General features: G+C 65.3%; 26 protein-coding genes, 1 tRNA gene and 1 pseudogene. 16 read left to right on the plus strand and 12 right to left on the minus strand.

Annotated elements, in window-relative coordinates; all coding sequences use genetic code 11:
- Window positions 1–219: 219 nt before the first annotated feature.
- Window positions 220–636, plus strand: coding sequence for a DUF3052 domain-containing protein (locus tag AC6I21_RS06885; RefSeq protein WP_054821583.1), 417 nt, complete (start codon window positions 220–222; stop codon window positions 634–636).
- A gap of 5 nt (window positions 637–641) precedes the next feature.
- Window positions 642–1091, plus strand: coding sequence for a redoxin domain-containing protein (locus AC6I21_RS06890; RefSeq protein ID WP_497763314.1), 450 nt, complete (start codon window positions 642–644; stop codon window positions 1089–1091).
- Window positions 1092–1173: 82 nt separating this feature from the next.
- Here the strand turns inward: AC6I21_RS06890 and AC6I21_RS06895 are convergent, their stop codons facing one another.
- A complete protein-coding gene (locus AC6I21_RS06895) occupies window positions 1174–1545 on the minus strand; it encodes a hypothetical protein (protein WP_497763315.1) in 372 nt (123 codons plus the stop codon).
- Between the two features lie 319 nt (window positions 1546–1864).
- Here AC6I21_RS06895 and AC6I21_RS06900 point away from each other — a divergent pair.
- Window positions 1865–1940, plus strand: a tRNA-Val gene (locus tag AC6I21_RS06900).
- A gap of 174 nt (window positions 1941–2114) precedes the next feature.
- Here AC6I21_RS06900 and AC6I21_RS06905 read toward each other — a convergent pair.
- The 3 genes and pseudogenes from AC6I21_RS06905 to AC6I21_RS06915 form a co-directional block, all read right to left on the minus strand.
- A protein-coding gene (locus AC6I21_RS06905) for an IS3 family transposase (RefSeq protein ID WP_497763406.1) occupies window positions 2115–3262 on the minus strand; the annotation gives its coding sequence in 2 pieces (ribosomal slippage) (window positions 2115–3004 and window positions 3004–3262; 1149 coding nt in all).
- A 630-nt stretch (window positions 3263–3892) separates the two neighbouring features.
- Window positions 3893–4186 (minus strand): annotated as a pseudogene (locus AC6I21_RS06910) (integrase core domain-containing protein); the annotation flags it as partial.
- A 4-nt stretch (window positions 4187–4190) separates the two neighbouring features.
- Window positions 4191–4607, minus strand: coding sequence for a transposase (locus AC6I21_RS06915; RefSeq protein WP_497763316.1), 417 nt, complete (start codon window positions 4605–4607; stop codon window positions 4191–4193).
- Between the two features lie 888 nt (window positions 4608–5495).
- On the opposite strand from AC6I21_RS06915, the gene AC6I21_RS06920 reads away from it, so the two are divergent.
- Entirely contained in the window at window positions 5496–6932 is a 1437-nt protein-coding gene (locus tag AC6I21_RS06920) for an IS1380 family transposase (RefSeq protein WP_497763317.1), read from the plus strand.
- A 1481-nt stretch (window positions 6933–8413) separates the two neighbouring features.
- Here the strand turns inward: AC6I21_RS06920 and AC6I21_RS06925 are convergent.
- From AC6I21_RS06925 to AC6I21_RS06935, 3 genes are all read right to left on the minus strand, one after another.
- A complete protein-coding gene (locus AC6I21_RS06925) occupies window positions 8414–8674 on the minus strand; it encodes a GlsB/YeaQ/YmgE family stress response membrane protein (RefSeq protein WP_138173785.1) in 261 nt (86 codons plus the stop codon).
- A 206-nt stretch (window positions 8675–8880) separates the two neighbouring features.
- On the minus strand, window positions 8881–10533 hold the full coding sequence (locus AC6I21_RS06930; RefSeq protein WP_497763318.1) for an ATP-binding cassette domain-containing protein: 1653 nt from the start codon (window positions 10531–10533) through the stop codon (window positions 8881–8883).
- A 258-nt stretch (window positions 10534–10791) separates the two neighbouring features.
- Complete coding sequence (locus AC6I21_RS06935) at window positions 10792–11745, minus strand: tyrosine-type recombinase/integrase (RefSeq protein ID WP_497763319.1); 954 nt, start codon at window positions 11743–11745, stop codon at window positions 10792–10794.
- 243 nt (window positions 11746–11988) lie between these two features.
- On the opposite strand from AC6I21_RS06935, the gene AC6I21_RS06940 reads away from it, so the two are divergent.
- The 5 genes from AC6I21_RS06940 to AC6I21_RS06960 all read left to right on the plus strand — a co-directional run bounded on the left by AC6I21_RS06940 (window position 11989) and on the right by AC6I21_RS06960 (window position 17068).
- Window positions 11989–12693: a GntR family transcriptional regulator gene (locus AC6I21_RS06940; RefSeq protein WP_497763320.1), complete on the plus strand. Its 705-nt coding sequence runs from the start codon at window positions 11989–11991 to the stop codon at window positions 12691–12693.
- A 194-nt stretch (window positions 12694–12887) separates the two neighbouring features.
- The gene (locus AC6I21_RS06945; protein WP_138173793.1) at window positions 12888–14273 is read left to right on the plus strand and encodes an MFS transporter; all 1386 of its coding nucleotides are present in this window, start codon (window positions 12888–12890) and stop codon (window positions 14271–14273) included.
- Window positions 14274–14277: 4 nt separating this feature from the next.
- The gene (locus AC6I21_RS06950) at window positions 14278–15216 is read left to right on the plus strand and encodes an ornithine cyclodeaminase family protein (RefSeq protein ID WP_497763321.1); all 939 of its coding nucleotides are present in this window, start codon (window positions 14278–14280) and stop codon (window positions 15214–15216) included.
- Between the two features lie 152 nt (window positions 15217–15368).
- Entirely contained in the window at window positions 15369–15989 is a 621-nt protein-coding gene (locus tag AC6I21_RS06955; protein ID WP_138173795.1) for a class I SAM-dependent methyltransferase, read from the plus strand.
- A 284-nt stretch (window positions 15990–16273) separates the two neighbouring features.
- Window positions 16274–17068, plus strand: a complete 795-nt coding sequence (locus AC6I21_RS06960) for a siderophore-interacting protein (protein WP_497763322.1) — start codon at window positions 16274–16276, stop codon at window positions 17066–17068.
- A 128-nt stretch (window positions 17069–17196) separates the two neighbouring features.
- Here AC6I21_RS06960 and AC6I21_RS06965 read toward each other — a convergent pair whose 3' ends face one another.
- Window positions 17197–17766 (minus strand): VOC family protein, encoded by a 570-nt coding sequence (locus tag AC6I21_RS06965; protein ID WP_171021107.1) that lies wholly within the window; start codon window positions 17764–17766, stop codon window positions 17197–17199.
- 155 nt (window positions 17767–17921) lie between these two features.
- Between AC6I21_RS06965 and AC6I21_RS06970 the strand changes: the two genes are divergently transcribed.
- The 3 genes from AC6I21_RS06970 to AC6I21_RS06980 all read left to right on the plus strand — a co-directional run bounded on the left by AC6I21_RS06970 (window position 17922) and on the right by AC6I21_RS06980 (window position 19769).
- Window positions 17922–18551: a hypothetical protein gene (locus AC6I21_RS06970; RefSeq protein ID WP_497763323.1), complete on the plus strand. Its 630-nt coding sequence runs from the start codon at window positions 17922–17924 to the stop codon at window positions 18549–18551.
- Between the two features lie 82 nt (window positions 18552–18633).
- Window positions 18634–19065, plus strand: coding sequence for a hypothetical protein (locus AC6I21_RS06975; protein ID WP_497763324.1), 432 nt, complete (start codon window positions 18634–18636; stop codon window positions 19063–19065).
- A complete protein-coding gene (locus AC6I21_RS06980; protein WP_497763325.1) occupies window positions 19062–19769 on the plus strand; it encodes a hypothetical protein in 708 nt (235 codons plus the stop codon). Before AC6I21_RS06975 ends, AC6I21_RS06980 begins: the two co-directional genes overlap by 4 nt.
- A 31-nt stretch (window positions 19770–19800) precedes the next feature.
- On the opposite strand, the gene AC6I21_RS06985 is transcribed toward AC6I21_RS06980, so the two are convergent.
- A complete protein-coding gene (locus tag AC6I21_RS06985; RefSeq protein ID WP_396276687.1) occupies window positions 19801–20700 on the minus strand; it encodes an IS982 family transposase in 900 nt (299 codons plus the stop codon).
- A 224-nt stretch (window positions 20701–20924) separates the two neighbouring features.
- Here AC6I21_RS06985 and AC6I21_RS06990 point away from each other — a divergent pair, with 224 nt between their 5' ends.
- From AC6I21_RS06990 to AC6I21_RS07000, 3 genes are read left to right on the plus strand one after another with little or no spacing between them, the layout of a single operon-like run.
- On the plus strand, window positions 20925–21686 hold the full coding sequence (locus tag AC6I21_RS06990) for an ABC transporter ATP-binding protein (RefSeq protein WP_497763326.1): 762 nt from the start codon (window positions 20925–20927) through the stop codon (window positions 21684–21686).
- 1 nt (window position 21687) lies between these two features.
- Window positions 21688–22428, plus strand: coding sequence for an ABC transporter permease (locus AC6I21_RS06995; protein WP_497763327.1), 741 nt, complete (start codon window positions 21688–21690; stop codon window positions 22426–22428).
- Window positions 22429–22486: 58 nt separating this feature from the next.
- Window positions 22487–23077, plus strand: a complete 591-nt coding sequence (locus AC6I21_RS07000) for a dihydrofolate reductase family protein (RefSeq protein ID WP_497763328.1) — start codon at window positions 22487–22489, stop codon at window positions 23075–23077.
- 3 nt (window positions 23078–23080) lie between these two features.
- On the opposite strand, the gene AC6I21_RS07005 is transcribed toward AC6I21_RS07000, so the two are convergent.
- The 3 genes from AC6I21_RS07005 to AC6I21_RS07015 all read right to left on the minus strand — a co-directional run bounded on the left by AC6I21_RS07005 (window position 23081) and on the right by AC6I21_RS07015 (window position 24638).
- The gene (locus AC6I21_RS07005) at window positions 23081–23512 is read right to left on the minus strand and encodes a RidA family protein (RefSeq protein ID WP_497763329.1); all 432 of its coding nucleotides are present in this window, start codon (window positions 23510–23512) and stop codon (window positions 23081–23083) included.
- A 112-nt stretch (window positions 23513–23624) separates the two neighbouring features.
- The gene (locus AC6I21_RS07010) at window positions 23625–24125 is read right to left on the minus strand and encodes a nucleoside deaminase (protein WP_497763330.1); all 501 of its coding nucleotides are present in this window, start codon (window positions 24123–24125) and stop codon (window positions 23625–23627) included.
- 90 nt (window positions 24126–24215) lie between these two features.
- Complete coding sequence (locus AC6I21_RS07015; protein WP_497763331.1) at window positions 24216–24638, minus strand: hypothetical protein; 423 nt, start codon at window positions 24636–24638, stop codon at window positions 24216–24218.
- 198 nt (window positions 24639–24836) lie between these two features.
- Between AC6I21_RS07015 and argE the strand changes: the two genes are divergently transcribed.
- A complete protein-coding gene (gene argE / locus AC6I21_RS07020; protein WP_497763332.1) occupies window positions 24837–26006 on the plus strand; it encodes an acetylornithine deacetylase in 1170 nt (389 codons plus the stop codon).
- The last annotated feature ends 25 nt before the right edge of the window (window positions 26007–26031 follow it).

The following is a 26031-nucleotide window of genomic DNA, read 5'->3' on the forward strand; positions in this document are numbered from 1 at the left end:
TGAGGACAAGTTTTCATGCTGTGAGAAGAAAAACAGCCGATTTTCGGTGACCTATGCAACTGCGTACAAGGTCATCTTGCGTAATGGTCATGACTTGGAGACGTGTAACACGGGATCGGGAAACTAAAAATCCCGGCGTGTTGGCCCGCTGGCGCTTGAACGCGCGGGGAAAAGCGTGTTTCGTTGGTAGTAACGCTTTGCACCAGCAGGAGGAAACAAGTGAGCGACGCCGTATCGGCAAGTGTGGAGCCCGCAAAGAAGATGGGCTTCAAAGAGGAAGATCTGATCCAGGAACTCGGCTACGACGACGACGTGGATTATGACCTTCGCGATTCCATTGAGGATCTGATCGGCTCGGAGCTGCTCACCGAAGAGGACCACGACGTCGTAGATGCGGTCATCTACTGGTGGCGTGATGGCGACGGCGACCTGGCCGATGCCCTCATGGACGCCCTGGCCAGCCTGGAAGACGACGGCGTGGTGTGGCTGCTGACCCCGAAGCAGGGGCGCGAAGGCCACGTCTCACCGACCCTGGTGCAGCAGGACGCCCCCACCGCGGGGCTGCACATGACCAACGCCGAAGGCGTATCCAAGGAATGGTCCGCCATTCGCCTGGTCCAACGACGCAAGCACTAACGCCCGTGCAACCCGGAACGAAACTTCCGGACTTTAGTCTGGAGAATCAGTACGGGGAGCGGGTCAACAGCCAGGATCTGTCCACGGGCCGGAGCATCATCGTGTTCTACCCGTGGGCATTTTCGCGTGTCTGCGGGGGAGAACTGGCCGAACTGCAGCAGCATCTGCCCGAGTTCCGTGACGTCAATGTGCGCCTGGTGGCCATCTCCGTTGATCATAAGTTCGCGCTGCGCACCTATGCCGAGCAGGAGGGCTTCGAATTCGAACTGCTGGCCGACTTCTGGCCACACGGGCAGGTGGCCGAACTCTTTGACGCCTTTGATGCCGAGCGCGGCGTCGCCCGGCGAGTCACGGTGTCCGTCACCGACGGCGTAATCCAATCGCGGTTTGAATCCCCGCTCAATGAGCCGCGAGATTTTCAGGCGTACCGGACCGCCATCGCTGACCTGTCCTAAACTGCTGACTGGGCATCGATTGCCAAGCCAAACCCGATGCTCCTTAGGGGCCACTCAGAAGCCCACTTTCTTGGGCACGCGATCAGTTCGCATAACCGTGGAGGAAGACCACCACGGCGTCAGAGACTTCCCGGAAACGCGATGCACGGATCGCCGCGATCGGCCAGGCGTTATCCAGATGCGTATTGGCGCTGGTCAGCCAACTGGTGGCCACCGCGTTCGATTCCTCAGCTGCGATCGCCAAGGCTTGGGCCAGCATAAAATACAGACGGTCCATGGTGTCCGGCGTGGGGGTCAGGATGCCAGCGGCCCACTGGTGAACCTGCTCCGTCTCTCGCACTCCCACCATGGAGGCGATCAATGCCGCAGGCAGAAATTCCAGCGAATCCTGCACGATCTGACGTGTGGGCAGCTCCCGCAGGTTGGCCTCGTTCATTTCAGGTGAAGTCGACATGATTCGCCCTCGTTTCCGGCTCGTCTCTTGGGAAACATTCTCCGCTTTTTGCGGGCAAGGTGCCACGGTGAGTTCGAGCAGGACGCGCCAGGCCCACCGACGTCGCCGACGTGGACATGGCACAGCATGGGTGAGGGGCAACGTGCGGGTGTTCCCCTTGGCCACAAAGTGCGGGCGTCGCGCACAGTCGCAGTCCCGCGCCTATACCGGGGTATGGCTAAGAGACGCAGCTCACGCGGCTCCGGCTTGCCCGGGCACTCGGGTTCCAGTAAAGTTATTCCCTGTTGGCAGGAAGGTTTTTCCTCTTGTCGCAGGTCAAGGGCCTTTAGCTCAGCTGGTAGAGCGTCACGTTTACACCGTGAATGTCATCGGTTCGATCCCGGTAGGGCCCACCACGCAGAACCCGCTATGATTAGTCCTAATTGACTGATGATAGCGGGTTTTCCTGTTGCCTGACGGATTTTCCGTCGTTCAAACTTCCGCGTATTTCCGAGGGTTGGCCTGCGGTTGCTGGGGCTAAATCGGTTCCCAAACTGCCCCTGATTGGGCCCCCTTTAGCAGTCCAGCAGCTATGCGATAGCTAATTGCTGGTCTGCGGTCCACTGATCCCAGTAGTTGGATGGTGTCATTCCGTCCAGGGACCCGTGGGGCCGTTCATGATTGTAGATGTCTTTCCACTCCTCGGCCAAGTACTTTCCTTCGGACATGGTGTCCATGATTTGTCCGCAGAGTTGTTCCCTTCTGAACTGGGCGTTGAATGATTCGATAAACCCGTTCTGCCGGGGCGATCCCGGGTCGATGAACGCGGTCTTCACACCAGCGGTGTTGCACCAGTCGATCAGCGCGGCGGCGGTGAATTCCGTACCGTTGTCGCAGCGCACGAACACCGGTTCGATGCCGGTCTCGTCGATGATGTTCTCCAGCACCGCGACCACGTCGCAGGCCTTGAACGAACGCCGCGGCACGATGGCCAGCGCCGTGCGCGTGTATTCGTCGATGACGTTGAAGAAGCGGATGTGGCGCCCGCAGGAAGTGACGTCGGACGGGAAGTCGAAGCTGATCACGTGCATCGGGTATTCGGCCTTCAGCCGCTTTTGTTCGCCCGCGTCCGGGCCGGTCCGGCGTTTCGTCTTCGGCCTGGGTTTGAAGACCAGTCCCTCCTCCCGCCAGAGCCGGCGTACCCGCTTCTTGTTCAGTACCACGTCCTGCCACTGCGGCTGGGTACGCAGGTGCCAGCGGGCCTTCTTCCAACCCCACGTAGGGTGTTTCTGCGCCACAGCCCGCAGGTCGGCGCGCAGCCGTGATTCTTCGAAACTAATTTCGGGTTTCTTCTTGCGCAGGGCCGAGCGGTTCTGCCCCAGCACTTTGCAGGCAAAGCGTTCCGATGCTCCGAACTTCTCCATCACCATGCGCACGGCGCGGCGGCGTGGTTCGGGGCTCAGAATTTTCCCTTGGGCACCTCGTTCAGGATGTCGATGGCTAGCTCCTTCTCGGCCAGCAGTCGTTTGAGCCTGGCGTTTTCCTTCGCCAGCTCCTTGGCTCGTTTCGTCGCCTCAGCGTTCTTCTCGGACCCGTACTGGTTCAGCCACCGGTACCAAGTCGCCTCGGTGACCTGCAGTTCCTTGACGAGCTCGATGAGGGGCCGTCCTTCGTTGGGCATTTTCTGGCCCTGCCGGACCTTGGCGATGACCCGCTCGGGGGTATGTCTACGTGTCATAACTGGTGAATTTCCTCCTGCGTCCATTCTGGGACATGAAACTCACATAGTCACCGGACTCCTACACGGGGACCCAACCACCCCAAGCTGTCCGGCCTACGCGGTTTCCAGCAAGCTCTTCGTGGGCTGAGCAACGTCTTCGAGATCGTGAACTACGAGGCAAGCAAAAGTGTCATGAGTGATGGCCGCGGTGGCGTGCCCCCGCCTCCGTTGCCGCAGTTGCCCATGCCCCGCAGAGGACGCGCCACGACATCCCTCGATTGAACCCGTCGTCTGGCCTTCCAAGAACGGATTTCGCAGCGATACTCCCAGGCGGCCACCACAACAAGTTCGTGGCTGGCTCCGATGTGGTGCACCTTATGACCCCGTTTGAGAACACAGTACGCGGCACAGGCATAGGCATAGGCGAGATGGTTCTCCGGAAAGATAGTGTACGCGGTGTTGAGGTCTGCGGCATCGACGGTGTCACCTCGTTGGTAGTATCTCATTCCCAGAGGGTAGATCATGAGCGGACAAGGTGATCGAAGATGGGCGGTCGCTGGGCAAAGCTTTTTGGGACTGAGGCGTTCTAGGATGTGCTCTGCCGCCGCAAATGAAGGGGTCTGCTGAAGGTTTGGTTGACACCGGAGTTTATGCCGCCAGAGCGACGGACTCGAGCATTTTAGCTTCGGACTGGACCGGGGTCATTTTCCTCAACCGTCGCTGCTTGCGCTTGTGGTGATACTTCCCTTCCAGCCAGGCGATGATCGCCAAACGCAGCTGCTGACGACTGGAGCACCACTGACGGTCCAGCACATTCTTCTGCAGCAGGCTGAAGAGCGATTCCATGGCTGCATTATCACCAGCTGCCCCGACACGCCCCATGGAACCGACCAGGTCGTGGCGCTCCAAGGCCTGGGTGAACTTCTTGTACCGAAATTGGGTGAGTTCAACCGGTCGTTGCAACACCATCGGTTTTGAGTGAGTGGATCTGCTCGGCGAAGACTTCGGCTGGCGTCTTCCAGCCGAGGACTTTCCGGGGCCGATTGTTCAGTGCGAGGGCGACAGCTTCGAGGTCTTCGGCTGACCAGCGGGAGAGGTCGGTGCCTTTCGGGAAGTACTGACGCAGCACCTCGTTCTCCATCTCCAGCTCCCTGATGCGATTGAGCGCTTGGGACATCTCCTTACGCTCATCAGCATCAGCAGAGGGACTCATTCCATGAGACTGGAGCCGGGCATCACGCGCCCATGTCTGCAGCGCGGTTTTCGAGACTCCCAGGTCCTTGCTGACCTGGGGCTGCGAGATGCCAGTCTCCAGTAGCGCCACTGCGTCATGCTTGAATTCGTCGGAGTAGATCTTCGGCATGGTTTGTTCCTTCTTTCAGCGAACCATAAGAGATTATGCGGTCGAAGTGTCAACCAAACCTGCAGCAGACCCGTAGGACGCCGGGACGACATACCTTCCTGCGTGAGCGTACTGCCGGGCACATTCGATATCAATTCCCAGGAAAGACGCGTAGACTGAAAACGTAGTGGCAGGTGCTATAGTCAGAGCGCTTTCCAGTACCCTGTCGCAGCGACTGTGCCGTGAATTAGAATCGCACGACGAACAGATGAAGCAGGCGCTTCCGTCAGATGTTTTACGAGTACTGGTTCTTTCAGGATCCGGCTCGTCCTGTGAATCAGGTCAACTGCGCATTAGCCAGATATATTCAGTCTGTTGAGCCTGGGCATCATCGCAATTTCATTGATTAGTCGCCCCGCATTCAGCATATCTTGCGAGGGGTAAGTGCTATAGGAAGGCGGACAGCAAATGATCAGGCCACAAATTTGTCCTAGATGTTACCGTAGCTCGCTCACAGAGACCGAGACGTACCGATTCATCGATGAAGATAATCAGGAGCAACGGTGGGAAGACGATGGGGGGCACGACGAAGGACAGCAGCAAGACCAGAGGATTGTGATGCGTGAAGTTCTTTGGAAATGTGCCCGGTGCGGGTGGAACAAGGTGGCGTTTAGCGCTCAAGAACCGCATCTGGGTCCCGAACGACAGCTTGAGTGAGCAGCATACTTCCGCCCGTCATGAAACCTCATCCGACCTTGGGATTTTCCTCCAGAGCAGAGGCGTCTTTTAACCCGGTGGTTTCATCACTTACGGGGTCATGAGCTGTCATTAACGAGGAAAAGGTGATCTGAACTGGGAAAATAGAGGTGTCTAAGCTTCATCTACCCAGTTCGAAGGATCACCTTTTCAATGCACCACTCTACCCCGATTTTCCCGCATGTCCCGGCCCAACTCACCAACCAAGCGCTGGTGTCCCAGGCAGGGCTCGGGGTACTGACCAGCTTCCTGAACGCCCTAAGCTTCCGCAGGCTATGCGAGGACAGGTTCTCCCAATTCGTGCCGGCCACTGCGGTGCACCGGCCGGGCAAGATGATGGCTGACTTGGCGATCATGCTGTCCGCCGGAGGCGAGCAAGTTACTGATATTGACCAGCTCAGCTCCTCACAAGGATTGTTCGGCACGGTCGCCTCCGAGGCCACGATCAGCCGGTTCATGAAGCGGATCAAGGATCAGCCCGCGGCGTTTGACTACGCCTTTGCCACCATGCACCGCACTTTGCGCTCCCGGGTCTGGGCCGCAGCCGGGGCCCGCAATCCGGCTTTGCGAGCTACCCGATTGGATCCGCTGATCATCGATATTGATGCCTCGCTGGTGCATGTGCACTCTGACAAGGAGCACGCCGCAGGCACCTATAAGGGTGGGTACGGGTTCTCTCCCATGATCGCCAGCGTGGATTACGGGAAAGGCAGTGGCACCGGGGAAATCTTGGCCGTGATGCTGCGGCCCGGGAACAAGGGCGCGAACTCAGCGGCGGACCACATCACGATCCTGGACCAGGCTCTGGCCCAGCTACCTGATGAGTTCTATGACCAGGACGGGATGCTGATCGGTGAGAAGGTCCTGGTGCGTACCGACAGCGCTGGCGCTTCGCGCGAGTTCCTGCACCACCTGGATTCGTTCGGGCTCCAGTTCTCCACCTCCTACGCCCTGCCGGTGGTCAATGAGCGGTTCATCGGATGGATCAACGAGAAGAAGTACTGGGAACCGGCCACCGACCAACACGGCAATCCGCGCCGGGACGCGTGGGTGATCGACGCGAGTGGGGTCATCGGATTGAACAACTACCCGCCGGGCACCCGCATCTATTTGCGGGCCGAGCCGCTGCATCCCGGAGCGAAGGCCTCGCTGTGCGACACAGACGGGAATCGCATCACCGCGTTCCTCACGAACGCGCCACGCTACAACGTCGCCTTCCTCGACGCCCGCCACCGGGCCAGGGGCCGGTGTGAGAACAGGATCAAGACCTTGGAGTCCACGGGCTTGGGCAAGCTGCCCTACTGGTCTTTTGCCGCGAACCAGGCGTGGATCAACGTGGCGGTGCTGGCCATGAATCTGACCTCGTGGATCCAACTGACCCTGCTGCCGGTGAACCATCCTGCCGGGTGCTGGGACGTGAAGCGGTGGCGTTACCGGCTGTATTCCATCGCTGGGAAGCTGATCACCAGCAGTCGGAAAACCAGGTTATTAATCCCCGGAACTGCGCCGGAAGCCACCCTGCTCACCGACCTGCTAGAACGAGCCCAGGCCGGGTATCAGCAATGGCGTCACGGCCACCTTACTGCCTGAACCGGCAATCAATTCTGCCCACGAACGAGATGAAAGAGCCACGACCGGAACTGTGGAGCCCGGCACCCGCACCAGTGACCCTGGTGTCATCGGCGACCCCGAAACAGGAGAGAGCCGCCGATTCTCAGAAAAACTGGAAATCAGCGGCCCTCAACGTCACGATGAAACCGTTGGGTTAACTGCGCGCCCCGATCGCTGCCGGCTAGTGAAGGCCAGCGGTCTTCTAACTCCTACGAGACGCACGACCCCATGGCTGATTCCTGATGCTGGCCTGCTGGCAGCACCTTCCTCTGATCGATTCTGAGTCTGTAGCATTTCGTCTGGTCGATGTGGTTCAAACTGCGTCCCGCGCCGCGGATGTCAGGGTCCAGTGGCTGCGCCACCAGCGGCCGGAAATCGCAGTGCCCCTCCGCTGTTTGCGACAACTTGGCGTCCGCCGGATCAACCGGTCCGGCGCATGACAAGTTAGTTATCGAATGCCGTGTCTTCCGCGAAGCACCAAATTCCGAAGAATTCTCCCGTGTCGTCCGAGACTAGAACATGTATAAGGCCTTGGGCTTTTACGGTGGCCAGACCGCGAACGGACACCTTGGCGCTCAGCACAGGCAGGATGACAGACACCGGGCGATGCGGTACGTAGTGGGTTTTCCTGGCGTTCGGATCTGGGTTCAGCCTCAGCAACTGGTGTTGTCGGCCATTGTGCGTGAACTTTCGCCCCTCCTCACCATCAAGGGGCCGCGAATCGGGGGAATCAGACATGCACCAACACTAATCCAGCACCGGCCCGAAGTGGGGTGGCTACCGGGAAACTGCCAGGGGCGCTTTGGTTGGTTCAGGTCTTGGCTTGTTCCTGGATCTTCAGAGATTCTCCACCAGGCGGTGGCGGCACGTGGATTCGCTCGCCCATTGGTTTCACTATTGTGGTCAAAGGGAGTCAAATACGTGCCCTTGGGGCCCTTTGCGGCTGCGGGGTCAGCGCCTGGGGCTTACAAGCGGATACGAACTGGTCCTCCAGCCGGATTGGGCCTTGAAATTCACCGTTGTGGCCTTAATTCCCCGAACCCAGCGGTGGTGTGCCCACCAAGGGTGTTCGCATAGCGCGTGCTCACATGCTGAGCGAACGGGAGCGCAAGCTGCTGCTGGGAGACACGGTGCATGCAGCGAGAGGTAGCCGAGCCTTTTATCCGCCTGATGCTTGCCTGTGAAGTTCTCAGACAACGTAGATCTCCCGGCCCAGCCAGTCTCGTTTCACTGACACGAGGCCACTGTCTGCATCAACTTCCGCATATTTTCAAAGACGCACATCAGGATGGCGCTGGGACTTCTGTTTTGCCCCGTTGACTTCTCCTCCATTGAGGATAGAGGGCTTCACGCCGTGGAAATCAAGTCTCACTGATGCTGTACTGGAACGAGTTGGGAGATTCGTGATTATAAAGAACGGGGTCTTACCCTAAAGGTAAGACCCCGTTCAGTCGTGCAGGTTAAGCCCGCTTGCGCGTGAGCAGTCCCCAGATAACGAGGACGATCAGCGAACCGCCGATGGCCAGCAACCACGTTGACAGGGACCAGAATTCGTCGACTCCGACTCCGAAGATCGCGGATCCAATCCAACCGCCAACGATGGCGCCAACAACACCCAGCAGCAAGGTCACGAGCCAGCCGCCACCTTGCTCACCTGGCTTGATCGCTTTCGCGATCGCACCGGCAATCAGGCCCAAAACAATCCAACCTATGAAACCCATTACTTCCTCCTAAACGGATCGAGTGACTTCGTTCAGCATCAGGACTGTGATGCACCCGGAAAACATTACCCGCAAGGATGGAATTCGGTGCGCACATCTGCAAGGACACGCCAGGCTGAGACTCAAAATACGACGTGAAGCACACGGTGACGAGCTGGGATCGCAACCGAATGGCGGAATGCAATATCGGGTTACGGCAACAACGGTTAGATGTTCGGCACCTTTCCAGAGACCGGCTGAAGCTCCAGCTGGGGCCAGTGCCCCAGATCCCGGAGCAGCTGCCGGTCGTGGCTGGAAAGCATAATCGTCGCCTCGGTCGCATCAAAGGCCTCGGTCAACTCGTCCACCAGCGTGATGGACAGGTGGTTGGTCGGCTCATCGAGCAACAGCAGGTTCGGGCGTGCGGCCAGCGCCAGCGCGAGGTCGAGCCGGCGCTGCTGTCCCATGGACAGGTCTCCCACCGGTTTGTTCATTTCCGCCGAGCGCAGCAGTCCCAGGCTCGCCAACCCCACCACCCGCTTGTCGGGCACCATACCGGCGGCGACCAGCAGGTCCACGTGGTGCGTGTAGACCGTGCTCACCCGCTGCTCCAACGGAAGCGTGGACTCCTGCTGCAGGAAGGCACGCCGGGCGTGGGCCGAGTGGTGAACCGCTCCTTGATCCGGGTCCAGCTCCCCGGCGAGGATCGCCAACAGGGTTGATTTCCCGGCACCATTGGGCCCGGTGATCAGTAGCCGGCTGCGGCCGCGCACCGTCACAGATACCGGGGCCAGCCGGCCGGGGACTCCCACGCCTTCCGCGGTGACCAGCGCCGCACCGGCCCGGGAGGTCAGCTCGGGGAAGTGGATGGCCTGTGGGGGAGCGGGCACGGTCAGCGCCTGGGCGTCCAGGGCCGCCTGCCGGCGGCGGACGCTTTGCACCAGCCCGCCGGCGCGGGTGGCCCGCTGGTGTTTTCCGGTGCCCTTCTCCGGGCGCCACCCGCTGATGAGCCGGTTCTGGGCCGCGCTGAGGTCATCCTGCAGCCGGGACCGCTCGGTCTGCTGGGCCGCGTATTGCTGTTCCCAGCGCTCGAGTTCGGCCCGGTGCCCCTCACGGTAGCCGGCGTATCCGCCGCCGTAGACGCGCGGACGGTCATCGTAGGTGGGGTCCAGGTCGATCAGGGTTTCGGCGACGTCGGCGAGCAGTGCCCGGTCGTGGCTGACGATGACCACCCCGCCGTGGCGGGACTTCAGCTGGGTGGTCAGGAAGTCCAGCCCGGCACGGTCCAGGTGGTTGGTGGGCTCATCGAGCAGCAGGAAGTCGTCGTCGCCGCCGATCAGGCAGGCCAGACGCACGCGGTAGCGTTGGCCGACGGAGAGTTCGGACAGCGGCCGGCTCCAGTCCGGTTCGGCGTCCAGGGCCTCCATGGCCACCCGCACCCGTCGTTCGGCGTCCCAGGCGTCCAGCGCCAGGGCCAGCTCCAGGGCCTGGGCGTAGCGGTCATCGGCGCCGGGTGTTCCCTCGGCCAGGGCGGTGGCCGCGGCATCGAGTTGTTCCAGCGCCGCGACCGCGTGCCGGACCGCCGCGGCGGCGACTTCACCCACGGTGCGCTGATCGTCGGTGGACATCTCCTGTTCGGCGATGCCCAGCGTGCCGATGCGGGTGACCTGGCCGCTGTCGGGGGTGAGGTGCCCGGAGAGCACATGCAGCAGCGTGGATTTGCCGCGGCCGTTTTCCCCGACCACGGCGATGCGGGAGGTGGGGGTGACCACGAGGTCCACCCCATGCAGGATGGGGTTGGCGCCCAGGGCCAGCCAGATGTCGGACAGGACGATTTGGGCGCGCGAACGGGCAGGGAAGGTTGGGGGAGTGATAGGCACGGTGTTCCTTTTGGGTGGGCGCGCCGCACCGCAGCAGGCAGGGCAGAATAGACCAGGCACTGACAAGGGGTGTGGGGGGCACGCAAAACGGTGACCACTGGGGTCATGGACGCATGACCACGCGCTCGGAGCAGGCTCAACGAGCGCGGCTGGCCGCGATCACCATTAGAGGAACAGCAAATATTGCATGGTTCAACGCTAGCACGCGGCGCCGGTGCGGCAACAGCGGGTGTGAGCGAATCGTGGCCGGGGTCTGGCTCACCGCGCGTCCTTGCGGTTTGCGTCCCCATCGGGGTTGTCCGTGAGCATCCGGTCCAGGCGCCGGGCGACGTCATCGAGTTCGTGGTCGAACAGCCCCGCATAGGTGTCCAGGGTGATGGCCGCGGTGGCGTGCCCCAGCATCCGCTGCACCACCTTGACCGAGGCGCCGGAGGCGACCATCCAGCTGGCGGCCGTATGCCGCAGATCGTGCACCCGCAGCCGTTCGGGCAGCCGGACCGCCTGCGGCCCGGCGTCCCGGGCCGCGGCGTTGACCGCCAGCACGGCCGGGGTGAAGCTGCGGCGCCGAAAGTTGTTGGGCCGGATCTGGGCTCCGCGGGCGCTGGTGAACAGCAGCCGGTCCGGATCGTGCGGCGCGGCCAGGGGCTGCAGCATCCCCATGAGCTGCGCGGTGAGCGCCACGCTGCGCGGTTGCCCGTTCTTTGGAGGCCCCACTACCGCAGGCCCGCCGTTGACGAACACCACCGAACGCTCCACCCGCAGCCGCCGCAGTTCCGGCTGCAGGTCCCGGCCACGCAGTTCCACCGCCTCCCCGATGCGCAGCCCGGTGCTGGCCAGCAGCCAGATCAGCGGCGCGTGGCGTTCGCCGGCGGAATCGGCCAGGGCCCGCACCTGCGCGACGGTCAGGAACACGTGTTCGCGCGGGTTCGGCGGCGGCAGGCGGATCTTGTGGCCCGGGTTCTTCTGCAGCAGTTCCTCATCCACGCACCAGGAAAGGAACGCCAGGAACCGGCCGAAAATGGTGTCCACGGTGCGCGGTGCGTAGTCCAGGTGGGCCACCCACGCCTGGATGTCCCGCCGGCGGATCGCCTCCAGCTGCCAGCGGCCCCAGTAGGGCATGAGGTGGGCGCGGATGTCCGAGGCCGCCGCGATGCGGGTCGAGGCCCGCCAGTGCAGGCTGCTGGCCTGCCACAGGCGCAAAAGATCGCCCACCACGGGCCCCGGGCATGCCGGCGGGTTTGCGCGGTCGGCTGCTGGTTCCACCTCTTGCCTCCCAACTATTCGGCGGTGCCCACCAGTCTCACCCGCTTCGGCTCCGGTGCCGGTGGATGACCGGGCGCAGTGGGGACAAGCGGCGCCCGGGAGGCGGTCATTGTTTCGCGCAAGCGCCGTGGGGCTGAGATACTGGGGCTCCGGTTCGGCAACAGGTTTTTTGTGGTGGCAGAGGGTGATTGGGTGGCTGTGATCGAGGATCCGTTCCAGGTGCGCCTGAGCGGGCGCGGGGGCGCGGTGAGCCTGCGCCAGCAGGTCTCCGATGCGGTGCGCGACGCCCTGGTGGCCGGCACCCTGGTGCCCGGGCAGGTCTATTCGGCCCCGGCCCTGGCCGAGATGCTGGGGGTTTCACCCACCCCGGTGCGGGAGGCGATGATCGACATTGCCCGCGAGGGGCTGGTGGAGGCGTTGCGCAACAAGGGCTACCGGATCGTGGGGTTCAGCGACCGGGACCTGGATGAGCTGGCCGAGCTGCGCGCGCTGATCGAGGTGCCCACCATGGCCCAGGTGGCGCTGCATGCCCGGGCCGAGGACCTGGAGCAGCTGCGCCCGCTGACTACGACGCTGAACTCCACGGCCGAGCGCGGGCAGCTGCGCGAGTTCATTGCGGTGGACACCGAGTTCCACCTGCGCGCCCTGGCCCTGGCCGGCAACCGGCACCTGGTGGATAACGTGCGCCAATTGCGCTCCCGGGCCCGGCTGTCCGGGCTGGCGCAGCTGGCCGAGGCCGGGCAGCTGGTGAACACCGCCCGGGAGCACGTCCAGCTGCTGGATCTGATGATCGCGCAGGACGCCGGGGCGGTGGCCGAGCTGATGCGCCGCCACATCGGACACACCCGGGGCGTGTGGGCCGGACGCGGGGAGCAGAACCGCACGTCAGCGACGTAATCCCCGCACATTTTCACCCTGCTGGCCCGGTCATTGTGAGCTGGGCCATTTGCTTAACCGACAGTAAAATTTTACTGTGGTGTCTGTTCGTGGCGCAGGTCACGGGCTTTCAATGACCAGATCGCGTTACCACCGCACCCCCGGCCGCACCCGCCGGGGAGGCGTGTGGGGGCGCACGGCAGATGGGCAAGGACATGAGTCAACAGGTTTCCGCGGCACCGAAGAAGGTGAGCTATCCCAAGGTGCTGACCGCTAGCCTGAGCGGATCGGCCATCGAGTGGTTCGATTTCTTCCTCTACGCGACGGCGGCGGCGTTCATTTTCGACAAGCAGTTCTTCCCCTCCGATGACCCGTACATCTCCCAGATGCTCTCCTACACGACCCTGGCGCTGACCTTCTTCATCCGCCCGTTCGGCGGGATCATCTTCTCCCACATCGGGGACCGGATCGGGCGCAAGAAGACCCTGGTGGTCACGCTCTCGCTGATGGGCGGGGCCACGGTGGCCATCGGCCTGCTGCCCACCTACGCCCAGGTGGGGATGCTCGCCCCGGTGCTGCTGATCCTGTGCCGGATCATCCAGGGCCTGGCCATCGGCGGGGAGTGGGGCGGGGCGCTGCTGCTGGCCTACGAGTACGCGCCGAAGAACCGGCGGGGATTGTTTGGCAGCATCCCGCAGACCGGGATCACCATCGGCATGCTGCTGGCCACCATCGCCTTCTCCCTGGTCAGCCTGCTGCCGCAGGCCTCCTTTGAGTCCTGGGGCTGGCGCCTGCCGTTCATCTCCAGCATCGTGCTGATCGTGATCGGGCTGTGGATCCGCGGCGGGCTGGGGGAGACCCCGGCGTTCAAGAAGCAGCAGGCCACCGGCGACGTGGCCAAGCTGCCGATCGCCGAGACGCTGCGCCACCACTGGCGCTCGGTGCTGATCGCCATCGGCGCGAAGATCGTGGAGACCGCGCCGTTCTACATCTTCGCCACCTTCGTGGTCAGCTACGCCACCGGCACCCTGGACTACGAGCGCTCCACCGTGCTGAACGCGGTCAGCGCCGGGGCGCTGGCCAGCACCCTGATGATCCCGGTGATGGGCTGGCTGGCCGATAGGTGGGGCCGGCTGCAGGTGTACCTGTGCGGCGCCGTGGTGATCGGATTGTTCGCCGCCCCGTTCTTCTTGCTGCTGGGCACCGGGGCCGACTGGGCGGTGTTCATGGCCGTGATCGTGGGCCTGGGCGTGGTCTGGCCGCCGGTGACCGCGACCCTGGGCACCTTGACCTCCGAGATCTTCTCCACCCGGGTGCGCTACACCGGGGTGACCCTGGGCTACCAGATCGGCGCCGCGCTGGCCGGGGGCACCGCCCCGCTGCTGTGCACCTTCCTGCTGGCCCGCTTCGACGGGTCCTGGGTGCCGATCGCGCTGTACATCGCCGCGATCGCGGTGCTCTCGATCATCGCGGTCTCCTTCGCCCCGAAGGTGGCGCGAGCCGATGACTCGATCGAGAACCCGGCCACCGAACACCCCGAGACGAACCACGACCTGCCCGGCGGGCTGCCGGACGGGCTGAGCATGACGGAAGTGAAATAGGAAGATGAGCACAATGACCGAGCACGCCCCGCGCTGGTACGGCGCCGATGAGGTGGCCGCGGCGATCACCCCGGCCCGCGCCCGCCAGCTGATCGAGCAGGCCCTGGGCGGGGACTTTGACCCGGCCGATGATCCGGCCCGCTTCCACGCCCCGGCCGGCACCGGGCACCTGCTGTTGATGCCCTCCACGATCGGTGAATGGTCCGGGATCAAGGTCGCCTCCGTGGGACCGCAGAACCCCTCCCATGGCCGCCCGCGGATCCAGGCGACCTACATCCTGATGGACGCCCTGACCCTAACCCCGCAGGCATTGATCGAAGGCTCGCTGCTCACGGCGCTGCGCACCCCCGCGGTCTCGGCCGCCGCGGTGAACCGGCTCGCCGCGCCCCAGGCCTGCACCCTGCTGGTGTACGGTACCGGCCCGCAGGCCTGGGGCCACATCCAGGCGATGGCAGAGATCCGCGACCTGGAGCAGGTGATGGTCTCCGGGCGCAACCCCGAAAAAGTGCAGGAGCTGATCGCCCGCACCCGGCAGCTGGGGCTGGCCGCGCGCGCGACCACCGAGGCGGACCTGGGGCAGGCGGACATCATCGTGTGCGCCACCTCCGCCACCGACCCGCTCTTTGACGGATCGCGCATCAAGGACGGGGCGGCGGTGGTGGCCATGGGCTCCCACGAACCGCAGTTCCGGGAACTGGACGCGAACCTGATGGGCCGGGCGCTGATCGTGGTGGAGGAAGTGGACACCGCCCTGCGCGAGGCCGGGGACCTGATCCAGGCCATGGCCGAGGACCCGGACCTCTCGGCCGAGTCGCTGCACACGCTGCGGGACCTGGTGCGCGGCCAAATCCAGCGGGCCACCGACCGGCCGAACGTGTTCAAGGGGACCGGAATGTCCTGGCAGGACCTGGCCATCGCCGTGGGAGTGCACGAAACCCGCTAATCGGCGGCGCCGCCGAGGTGTTCGGCACAGAGCGCGGGCCGCGGTGCCGGGACAAGGATTCCCGGTGCCGCGGCCCGCGCCATATTTGCCTGTCGGCAGATCCAGCCGATACCGGTTTCATTCTCACCGGGCTGCGCTGGGATACTGGGGCCATGAGTGCACCTAGGGAAAACGTGTGGCTTGCCGCCGTTCGAGCCAATCCGGACCATGCCCACAACTACGCGCAGCGCTGGCGCCGGCTGGCCGCCGAGGGCAGCGACATCTACGGCGAGGCCCGGATGATTGACGCGATGGCCGAGCGCGGCAGCCGCATCCTGGATGCCGGGTGCGGCACCGGTCGCATCGGCGGCTGGCTTGCCGCCCAGGGCCACCGGGTGGTGGGCGTCGACCTGGATGAACACCTGATCTCCGTGGCCCGGGAAGACTACCCGCAGGCGCAGTGGTTCGTCGGCAACCTCGCCAGCCTGGACCTGCAGGGCCAGCAGGACGCACCCGGAAAGTTCGACCTGATCGTCAGCGCCGGAAACGTGCTGACCTTCCTCGCCGAGGACGAGCGGCTGCCGGCCCTGCGCCACCTGGCCGGGCACCTGGCGCCGACCGGCCGGCTCGTGGTCGGCTTCGGGGCCGGGCGCGGCTATGACTTCGACACGTTCGAATCGGATGCCGCCGAATGCGGGCTGCGGCTGCAGCAGCGCTATTCGACCTGGCAGCTGCATGGCCCGGCCAGTGATTTTCTGGTGGCCGTGCTCGGACGCGGCGACCAGCCCGGGTAGTGCCTGTTCCAGCCCCAGGCGGCCTTTTCTTGCGGTTCGGGTTCGCCGCGGGACACAATGGGCGGCAACGGTTATTGACGTGGAGCAGCGTGCATTGAATTGTGCTCCTGGCCGGCCGCCCCGCCGCTGAGCACGGTGGGAGCGTGGCTGGCCCGTTGGCGCCACGGCTTTCGCTGCGTGGCGCCCTGCCAAGCGAGGGCCACCAGGTTCCTCGGCCACGACAGAAGCCGGCGGACCATCAGGGCCCACGTTCCCCGGCGGGTGCCGGCGGATAGGACGCCGCGATGAGCAATATCGCCGTAACCCATGCCGATTCCGGGCTGGTGCGCTGCCAGGTGCAGCGCAGTGAACGCATCACCCCGCACATGACCCGGGTGACCTTCGGCGGGCAGGACCTGCAGCGCTTCGAATACCGGGGCTTTGACCAGTGGTTCCGGCTGGCCATCCCGCTGGACTCGCACTCCCGCTTCGACAACCTGCCCGCAAAGTTCGGGGTCGGCGGCTACCTGAAGTACCTGACGCTGCCCAAGGGCACCCGCCCGGTGATCCGCAACTACACGATCCGCCAATTCCGCGCCGGTGCGGGGGAAATGGACGTGGACTTCCTGGTGCACGGCACCGAAGGGGTTGCCGGGCCGTGGGCGGCAAGCGTGCAGCCCGGCACCCCGGTGGCCTTCATCGACCAGGGGTGCGGCTGGAACCCGGTGCCCGCGGCCCGGCAGCTGATCATCGCCGATGAAAGCGCGATGCCCGCCGCGCTGGGGATCCTGCGGGACATGCCGCGCGACGCGGTGGGTGAGGCGCTGATTGAACTCTTTAATGAACGCGACCGCCAGGACGTACAAGCGCCCCAGGGGATGAACGTGCGCTGGCTGGTGCGTGAGCCGGGCGCCGCCCCGGGCAGCGCGGCGCTGCCGGTCTTGCGTGAGCTGCCGCTGGACGCGGACCTCTACGCCTTCGCGGTCGGGGAGTCCGCGCTGGCCACCGGTGCCCGCCGCCACCTGGTCTCCGAGCGCGGAGTGCCCAAATCAAACGTCACCTTCTCCGGCTACTGGAAGCTGGGCCGCGCCCAGGGGTAGCCGGTGTGAGGTGTTCGGTGAGGGCCTCTGCTGCTGCGCAGCCGTGTCTGCCGCCAGCAGTGCTCGGTGCCGACCGGGTGGCGGGCGGATCCTTCGCCCGGCCACGTGCGCGACGGGGCGAAGGATCATCAGCGGTTGACGTTGCGCAGGGTGAGGTAGCGCAGCGCCTCCCCGCGCACCTTGCGGTATTCGGGGATGGTGTCCATCGCCTCCCGCGAGGGTTCAGCCAGTCCCGCCCGGGCCACCGCGCGCAGCGTGTGCCAGCGTTCCCGGTTCAGCTCGCGTCGTTCGGCGCGGGTGCGCCGGGCGCGGTTGGGGGTCGCCGGACCCGGGGCGCGCAGGTGCCAGTGGTGGCCGAAGGGGTCGCAGAAGTCCGCGACCCGGCCCTGCTCCTGATGGTTCTGCGGCTCGGTCAGCAGTTTCACCCCGGTCAGCTTCACGGCGTGGGCCACCGCGTCCACGTCATCCACCATCAGGTGCAGGCTGACCGGCCCGTTCGGTGCCGTGGTGGAGGATGCTGGGTCATCCAGGGTGCGCAGCAGCACCGCCGCGCCGTGGATGTCCAGGGTGGTTTCCTGGGCCGGGCCGCGTGGGGCGCGCCGGTGTTGGCCGACCACCGTGGCGCCCAGGGCGGTGCGGTACCAGTTGAGGGCGCTGTCCGGGTCGTCGGTCAGCAGCAGTGGGGCTAGCGTGTACATCTTCCTGAACCTTTCGGCGTGGGCAACACCCCGTTGTGTCACCCCTAGGTTGACACCGTAAGTCGCCGGGCCTACTGTGTCAATACCCTATTGACAAAATGAGTCGGCGGCCGCGGAAACCCGAGGGTGCGGCCGCCGGCGGGAATGGACTGGCCATGGAGAATCGGCATGAAAACCTGGATGGACAACTCGCCCCCGCAGGGCTCGGGCAACGGCAGTCGAACGCGGGTCTTGCCACACTGCCGCGGCTCATCTGGGCCCGCTGGCCCTCGGTCGTGGGGCTGCTGGCGCTCCTGGCCAACATCTCCGATGGGCCGGACGCGCACCTGGCCTCGCTGGTGATCATCCTGGCCGCCATGTGCTACCTCGGGGCCGCGGCCCTGGGCTTCGCCCGGGCCGGCTGGCTGATGGTGGGGCTGAGCATCGTGGTGGTGTTCGCCGCCGCGCTGGCCGGAGTGGACAAGACCGTGGCGGGCCTGGCCCTCGGGATCGGCGTGGGCCTCTATGGGCTGGTGCGCGCCCCGGGCGGGCGGCGCGGGGAAGTGGTGCTGCAGGGCGTCGCCTTCCTGGGCTTCAGCGCGCTGGCGCTCAGCGCCATGCTGAGCCAGCCGGTGCTCGCCGCCTACCTGGCCGCGGCGGCCGCATTGAGCCACTGCGTGTGGGATGTGATCCACTTTGTGCGCAACAAGGTGGTCGAGCGTTCGTTGACCGAATTCTGCTTCGTGCTGGACCTGGGATTGGGGGTGGCCCTGCTGCTGGCCGCCTGGGGACTGTTCCCCGCCTAGCCCTATCGGCGGGACCGGGAAGCGAGTAAACTCCCTATTGACAGATGGCCACCGGCCGGTTGAGTGCAAAGGCGGGCAGATCATGAGCAACGGGCGCAGGCTCGAGACCACCAGCACCACCTGGCAACAGGTCCTGGCCCACCGCGAGCCCGAACAGATCCAGGAGATCGCCGCGCGCTTCGAGCAGGCCGGGGTGCGGCCGCAGCTGGTGGCCCAGGCCATCGCCGATGGCGGGGCACAGCTGGATGCGGCAATGCGCTCCAACACGCCTGGCTGGGAGCAGCCCTTCGGCGGGCTGCTGGCGGTCGCGCTGCTGGCCGGGGAGGTCGCCGCGCATTCGGCCTACCTGGTCTCCCGTGCCTCGGTGGTCCGGGCGGTGGCGGTGGACGGGCTGCTGGAGGACTTTAGCGCCATCGCCGTCGGTGCTAGCCTGGGCGTCTCACGCCAAAAGGTGTACGAGATCGGCCGCAACGGGCAGCGGGTGCGCGCCGAGGGCGGGCTCGGCGGGTCATGAGTCCGCGCCGGCGGGAACCGCTGCGTGGGCAGGCGCCCGCGCTGCTGCACCCCGTCGACTTCGCGCCGGCCCGGCGCTACTACCTGCTGGCCATGTTCCTGCAGCTGGCGGCCTCGCCCATCATCCTGGCCGCCGCCATCATCTTCCTGCTGGGCATCAGCGCCAACCTTTTCACCCCACTGCTTGGGCCCATTGTGGGGTTGAGCATCACCAGCTATGTGGAGCGCCGCTATCGGGCCGACGCCTGGGCGCACATCGCCCGCAAGGCGCAGGACCGCACGCGCAGCGACCCGGCTCCCTGGGCGCAGCTGGCCCTGACGCTGCAGCTGGTGCTCCTGCTGCTGGCGGTGCTGGGCCTGGTGCAGGCGGTGCGCGCCACCGGTCAGTCCGGGGCCGCCGCCCTCGGTGCGGGCATCCTGGCTGGCCTGGTGCTGGTCGAAGTCGCCGCGCTGATCTGGGACCGCCGGGCGCAGGCGGAACTGCGCAGCGTGGCGGTGGGCGGCAGCTGGCGGATCCTGCAGGGCTTGGGAGTGCTGGCCGTGGCGCTTCCCGGCGCTGGCGTCCTGCTGGGCTTCGGGCCATTGAACCCGTGGCTCTTGCTGCTGGGGGTGCTCGCCCAGGGCGGCACGTGCGTGCTCTGGTACGTCATCCGGATGATCCCGGCCACCAGCAGCTGCGTTCCCAAATCCTTTCCGCTGCCCTAGATGATTAATTCCTAATGGTTGTCCCGTGTGTTCAGTGGTCATACGCGGTCAATGAGCGTTTGCGGGGTGCGTCTATTTTCCAGTTGTGCCAGATCCCGGCCGCCATGGCTAGTAGCTTGGACGCAACACGGGCCATGACACCGCCCAGAGTACGCGCCCCATGACGTTCCAGGCCGAGTTGGCCTTTGAGGGTGTCAAAGACGGACTCAACCCACTGACGAATCCCTCCGAAGTCCCCGAATCGGGGTGTCTCGTCCTTCCGGTCCGGGCGTAGCAGGTGAGCTTTGAGATCTGCGGTGATGAATGTTTCAAACTCCTTGCCGGCGAAGCCCTTGTCCGCCAGGATTACCTGCCCATCGGCGACCAGGTCACTGCTGGCTTCCAACATCGCTGCGATGGCTTCGCGTTCGCCGATTTTCGGGTTGGCCAGGCCCCAGACCACTGGCATTCCCTCGGGCGTGCAGAGTAGGTAGAGCCGTAAGCCCCAGAAGTACCTGGAGTGCGAAGCGCAGTACCCGTACCCGGCCTGCCCGGCCAGGTCTGAGCGTTTGACTGTTTCGCGGGACTGACCACACGGTACCGGGGTGGAGTCCAAAAGTCGCAGAACATCATGCCAGGTGGGAACGTCTTGAGCCAGCGTTGTCAGGGTGTGGGCGATCAGCGGGGCAGCGGCGCGGATGCGCTTGTTGTATCCGGATTGCTGCGGGATATTTGGGAACATCGACTTCAGGTGGGTGCGGGCGTACCGGATCCACCGGGTCTCTGAGGAGTCTGCATGAAGCAGGTGCTGGGCCACGGCCAGGCAGAGCAGCTCCGCGTCGCTGAGTAGCTGGGGTCGTCCCCGCCGTGGTCCGGTGGGCAGGTTCGGGATGACATGGTCAGTGATGAACACGTAGAGTGTTGTCAGGAGAGTGTTTAGGTTTTTGTTCACACCATAACTCTTAACACTCTCCGCTAAGCATTAAAAGGCCTCCTGAACAGATTCTTTCTGTTCAGGAGGCCTTTTCGTACCTATACGGATTTAGGACTTACTCATCTAGGGGCGTCGGTGGCAGCAGAATTGTCATCCCCCTATTGACGGAACGTGGGGTGTGTGTCATTCTTGCGCTATAGCTGTCAACCGAGGGGTGACAGTAGTGCCGAGGGGAGGCCACCATGAGCATGCGCAACCCGGTGATCCGCGCCGAAAACCTGCACAAGTCCTTCGGGAACGTGCGGGCCCTGGCCGGGGTGGACCTTCACGTGGCGGCGGGGGAGATCTTTGGAATCCTCGGGCCCAACGGGGCCGGGAAGACCACGACCGTGGAATGCCTTACCGGAACGATCAAGCCCGACGCCGGGACGCTGTCGGTGCTGGGCGTTGACCCGGCACTGCAGCGCGAGATGATCCGCCGCCATGTGGGGTACCAGCTGCAGGCCACCACCCTGCCCGCCGCGCTGAAGGTCGGCGAGGCCATGCGCTGGTTTGCGGCCCTCTACCCGGATCCGGCCGACCCGGTGGAACTGCTGGAGCTGGTGGGCATGAGTCAGCGGACCAAACGCCGGATCGGCACCCTGTCCGGGGGAGAACGCCAGCGCCTGTCGATCGCCACCGCCCTGGTCGGCCGGCCCCGGATCGCGATCTTTGACGAACTGACCACCGGACTGGACCCGCAGGCCCGGCGCGGGATCTGGGCGCTGGTGCAGTCCATCCGCGCCGGCGGGGTCACCGTGGTGCTGGTCTCCCACGCGCTGGATGAGGTGGAGCGGCTGTGTGACCGGATGGCCGTGATCGACCAGGGGCGGCTGCGCTTTGCCGGGACCCCGGCCGAGCTGCGCCGGCAGGTGCCCGGGCAGCGCCGGGGAAGCGCCACCCTGGAGGACGCCTACCTGCGGCTGCTGGACGCCGGCGCCCAAAACGTGATGGAAGGACAATGACATGCGTTCCCTGCTCGCACTAACCCGGGTCGAATGGCTCCTGTTCCTGCGCAACCCGACAATGCTGTTCATGGCACTGCTGCTGCCCAATGGCCTGCTGCTGTTGCAGGCCTACATCATCCCCGGCACCCGCGCCCCGCTCGGGCAGGACGGGTTGAGCGCCATGGACCACCTGGTGGTGCTGGCCCTGGTGGTCGGGGCCACCAGCGTGGCCATCACGAACTACCCCTCCTCGGTGGCCGGGTACCGGGAGAACGGGGTGCTGCGCAAACTGGACACCACCCCGGCCGGGCCGTTCCGGCTGCTGCTGGCCCAGTGGATCATCGCCCTGATCTCGCTGGTCGCCGCGGCCGGGCTGGCCCTGGCGATCGCCTCGGTGAGCTTCGGGCTGCTGGCCCCACGCCACCCGGGCATGGTGCTGGCCGTGTTCGTTGGCGGCAGCGTGTCCATGATGGCGCTCGGTTCGCTGATTGCCGCGCGCGCGGCGAGCGCCCAGATCGCCTACGGGGTGGGACTGCTGGTGTTCATGCTCAGCCTGTTCGCGGCCGGGTTGTGGACCCCGGGGCCGCTGATGCCCGATGCGCTGGAACCGGTCGTGGGGCTGACCCCGGCCGGGGCGATGGCCCAATCGCTGCAGGCGGCCTGGTTTGAGGCGGATGTGTCCCTTGGGCCGCTGGCCGTCTTCGCGGTGTGGACCGCGGGCTGTGCGCTGATCGCCGCCCGGATCTTCCGCTGGCGCTAGCCTGGCCGGCCTGCATTGCACCGTCATCCATTGAATTTCGCAGTCAGGGGAGCACGTCATGCGCCAGTTGGTCGCCGTCGAGTTCCTGTCCGTGGACGGGGTCATGCAGGGACTGGGCTCACCGGATGAGGACCGCAGCGGCGGATTCGTACATGGCGGCTGGGGTGCGCGCTACGCCCCGGCCATCCACGCGGCGCTCGGCGCGCAGGGGCTGGAAGCCACCACCGCCTACCTGTTCGGGCGGCGCACCTACGAGAAAATGGCCGCCTACTGGCCGTTCGTGGGCAGGGACAACCCCATCGCCGCGCACATGAACCAGACGCCAAAGTACGTGGCCAGCACGAGGCTGCGGGATCCCGCCTGGCGGCACACGGAAGTGATTGCCGCTGAGGTGGGCGAGAAGGTGCGCCGGCTGAAGTCCGAAGGGCAGGGGGAGAGGGTGATCCTGGGCAGTGGCATGCTCACCCGCCAGTTGCTGGCTGAGGATCTCATCGACAGCCTGCGCCTGTTCGTACATCCGCTGCTGCTCGGTGCCGGCAAGCAACTCTTCGGGCCGCTGCCAGCGCCCCGCCAGCTGCGGCTGACCGGATACCAGGCCAGCGAGCTGGGCAGCTTGGTCCTCTCCTACGACGTGGAACCGAACCACTGAAGCTCAGTGCTCGAGTACCTGGTGCCCCTGAGCCGAGGGCAGGCGGGCGGCCACGGCGCTAAGCTCCACCAGCGCGCCGGGCACGCCGAGGCCTGCGACAAACGCCGCGGTGACCAGGGGTGGTTCCGCACCGGCCAGCCGGGCGGCGATCACCCCGTACGCGGCCCCGGGTTCCACCCCTTCGATGAGCAGCACGTTCCACTGGATGACGTCCGCCAGTCCTGCCCCGGCCGCGGCGAGCGCTGTTTCGGCATTGTCCAGCGCCCGGCTCACCTGCACCGCAAACCCGCCGTCGCCGATCAGGGCACCGGTCTCATCCACCGAGTTCTGCCCGCCCACATAGATGGTGCTGGCCCCGGCCGGGACGATGGCGACATGGCTGAAGGCCCGGGAGTGCACGAGCCCCGCGGGGCGCAGGCGCTGGATCTGGGACATGGGGAATCCTCGCTTCGGGGGCGTGGGGCCGGGTCACCGAGTCTACCGGGCACGGACCGGCCTGGACAGGGAGCCACCAAACAAGCGGCGCCCTCCAGAGGTCCGGCGGCTATCAGTCCTGGCTGATCCCGTTCAGCCGTGCGTGCAGCGCCTTGATCTGGGTGCTCAGTTCCTCATCGGGGCCGGCGACCTCCAGGCCGGGGGCCACCTCGTTGATGGGCAACGGCTTCACCGGGCCGGGTTCCACGCCCCATTCGCCGTGCCAGTCCATCAGCTGCCGGCTGCTGCTGGCGTAGACGATGCGCCCCAGCCCCACCCATGCGTGGGCGGCCGAACACATGGGGCAGTGCTCCCCGGAGGTGTAGACCGTGGCGGCGGCACGTTCGGAGGGATCCAGGTTCTCCGCGGCCCAGCGGGCGATCGCGAACTCCGGGTGGCGGGTGTGGTCCCCTTCGGCGACCCGGTTGCGGTCGGCGAAGCGCACCTGGCCCTGCTCATCGACCAGCAGGGAGCCGAAGGGCTCGTCCCCGGCCTCCAGCGCCTCACGGGCATAGTCCACGCACTGGGCCAGGAATGTACGGTCGGTCTCGGTGATTGATGTGGAAGTAGCCATGCCAACACCTAACCACTCTCCGGTGCCAAAGTGAAGTATGACTAGGAACTTCTCTGATCCAGGACGGGTTCACAGATGGCGGTGCCTGCATCAGTCGATTCCGGCGTAGTCGTACTGGGCGTATATCCGTACCGCGGTTCCCGCCACGTGGGCACCGATGCAGGTGCGCCGCCAAATCAACGGATTCCACGTACCACATTGCTCGGTCTCCAAACCGAGATCCGTGGTGAGCCGTTTGGCGTCGGCGGCGGAGCCGGCCTGGACTTCAAGTTCCCGCCAGCACCCGCCGGAGGCGCACTGCAGCTCGGGTTCGCCCACCCCCAGTTCCGCCGGCAGATCCGGGAACGCCGAGGTGCTGGGCACCGCGGCCTCATCCAGGCGCACCCAGAGTACCGCCGCCACCCAGATCAGCAGCAGCACGCCCAGCCCCGAGAGCGTTCGCAGAATCCAGAACAGCGTGCGTTTCGAAGTCTGCCGTCGTGGGGTGTTCTGCCGCCGCTCGCCATCCTCCATGTCTTGACCCTACGCCAGTCAAGCCGCGTGCGGAGCCGTGCCGGGGGCTTAGGCGGCATTATCGCGCCAAGTCACAGTAGGACTCGAAGCCTGTACCGGCCCGGAGGGATGTGACAGCATGGGCTGATCACATACGTCGCGTACGCCACAGCCTTGGGTGCGCGGTAACAGCAACGCACGAGCACATCAGGAGCAGCAGTGAGCGCAGCACCGGGTGAGAAGACCCTGAACGAAATCAATGAACTGATCCGCCTCGACACCACCAGCCGGGACACCAACCTGCCGCTGATCGAGAAGGTCATCGACAAACTGCAGGCCGTCGGGGTGGAGCACACCCTGATCCACAACGCCGAGGGCACCAAGGCCAACCTGCTGGCCACCATCCCCGCCCACGACGGAACCACCACCGGCGGCATCGTGCTCTCCGGGCACACCGACGTGGTTCCGGTGGACGGGCAGGAATGGAGCAGCGAACCATTCAAACCGGCGGTGCGTGAGGGCAAGCTCTACGGGCGCGGCACCTGCGACATGAAGGCGTTCATCGGGGTCATCCTCTCCCGGTTGACCGAACTGACCAGTGCCCGGCTGAAGGAACCGGTCCACCTGGCCTTCTCCTATGACGAGGAGGTCGGCTGCGTCGGCGCGGTCGGGCTGGTGGAGAAGATCACCGAACTCGGCCTGGCCCCGCGCGGCGCGGTGGTCGGGGAGCCCTCCAGCATGCGGGTGATCCGCGGGCACAAGTCCATGAACGTGTTCAAGGTCGACTTCCACGGGATCGCAGCCCACTCCTCGCTGCCCGGGGAGGGGCTGAACGCCATCTCCTACGCCACCCGCTTCGCCCGCTTTGTCGACGAGGTCTCCGCCGAACTGCGCCAGGGGGAGCGTGATGAGGCATTCATCGAACCGACCACCACCATGAACGTAAACCGCATCGATGGCGGCATCGCGGTGAACACCATCCCGGCGCTGTGCACCGTGTTCTTCGAATACCGTTCCCTGGCCAGCGTGGACCGCGAGGCGCTGACCGCCCGGATGCGCGCCGAGGCCGAACGCCTGCAGGACGAGATGCGCCAGGTGAACCCGGCTGGCAGGGTCGACTTCAGCATCCAGGCCGGAGCTCCCGGCCTGGATACCGCCCCGGAGGCCGAAATCGTGGAACTGGCCGCCCGCTGGGGCGGGGAACCGGCTCAGGACAAGGTCACCTACGGCACCGAGGCCGGCCTGTTCGCCGGCGCCGGGATCCCCACCGTGGTCTGCGGCCCCGGCGACATCGCCCAGGCGCACGCCCCGGATGAGTTCATTGAACTGTCCCAGATCACCGCGTGCGAACAGTTCATCGACGCGATGATCGCCGACCTGTCCCAGTAGCCCGCCCCGCACCCAACAGCCAGGA

This window comes from Glutamicibacter sp. St.4D3, assembly GCF_059728615.1.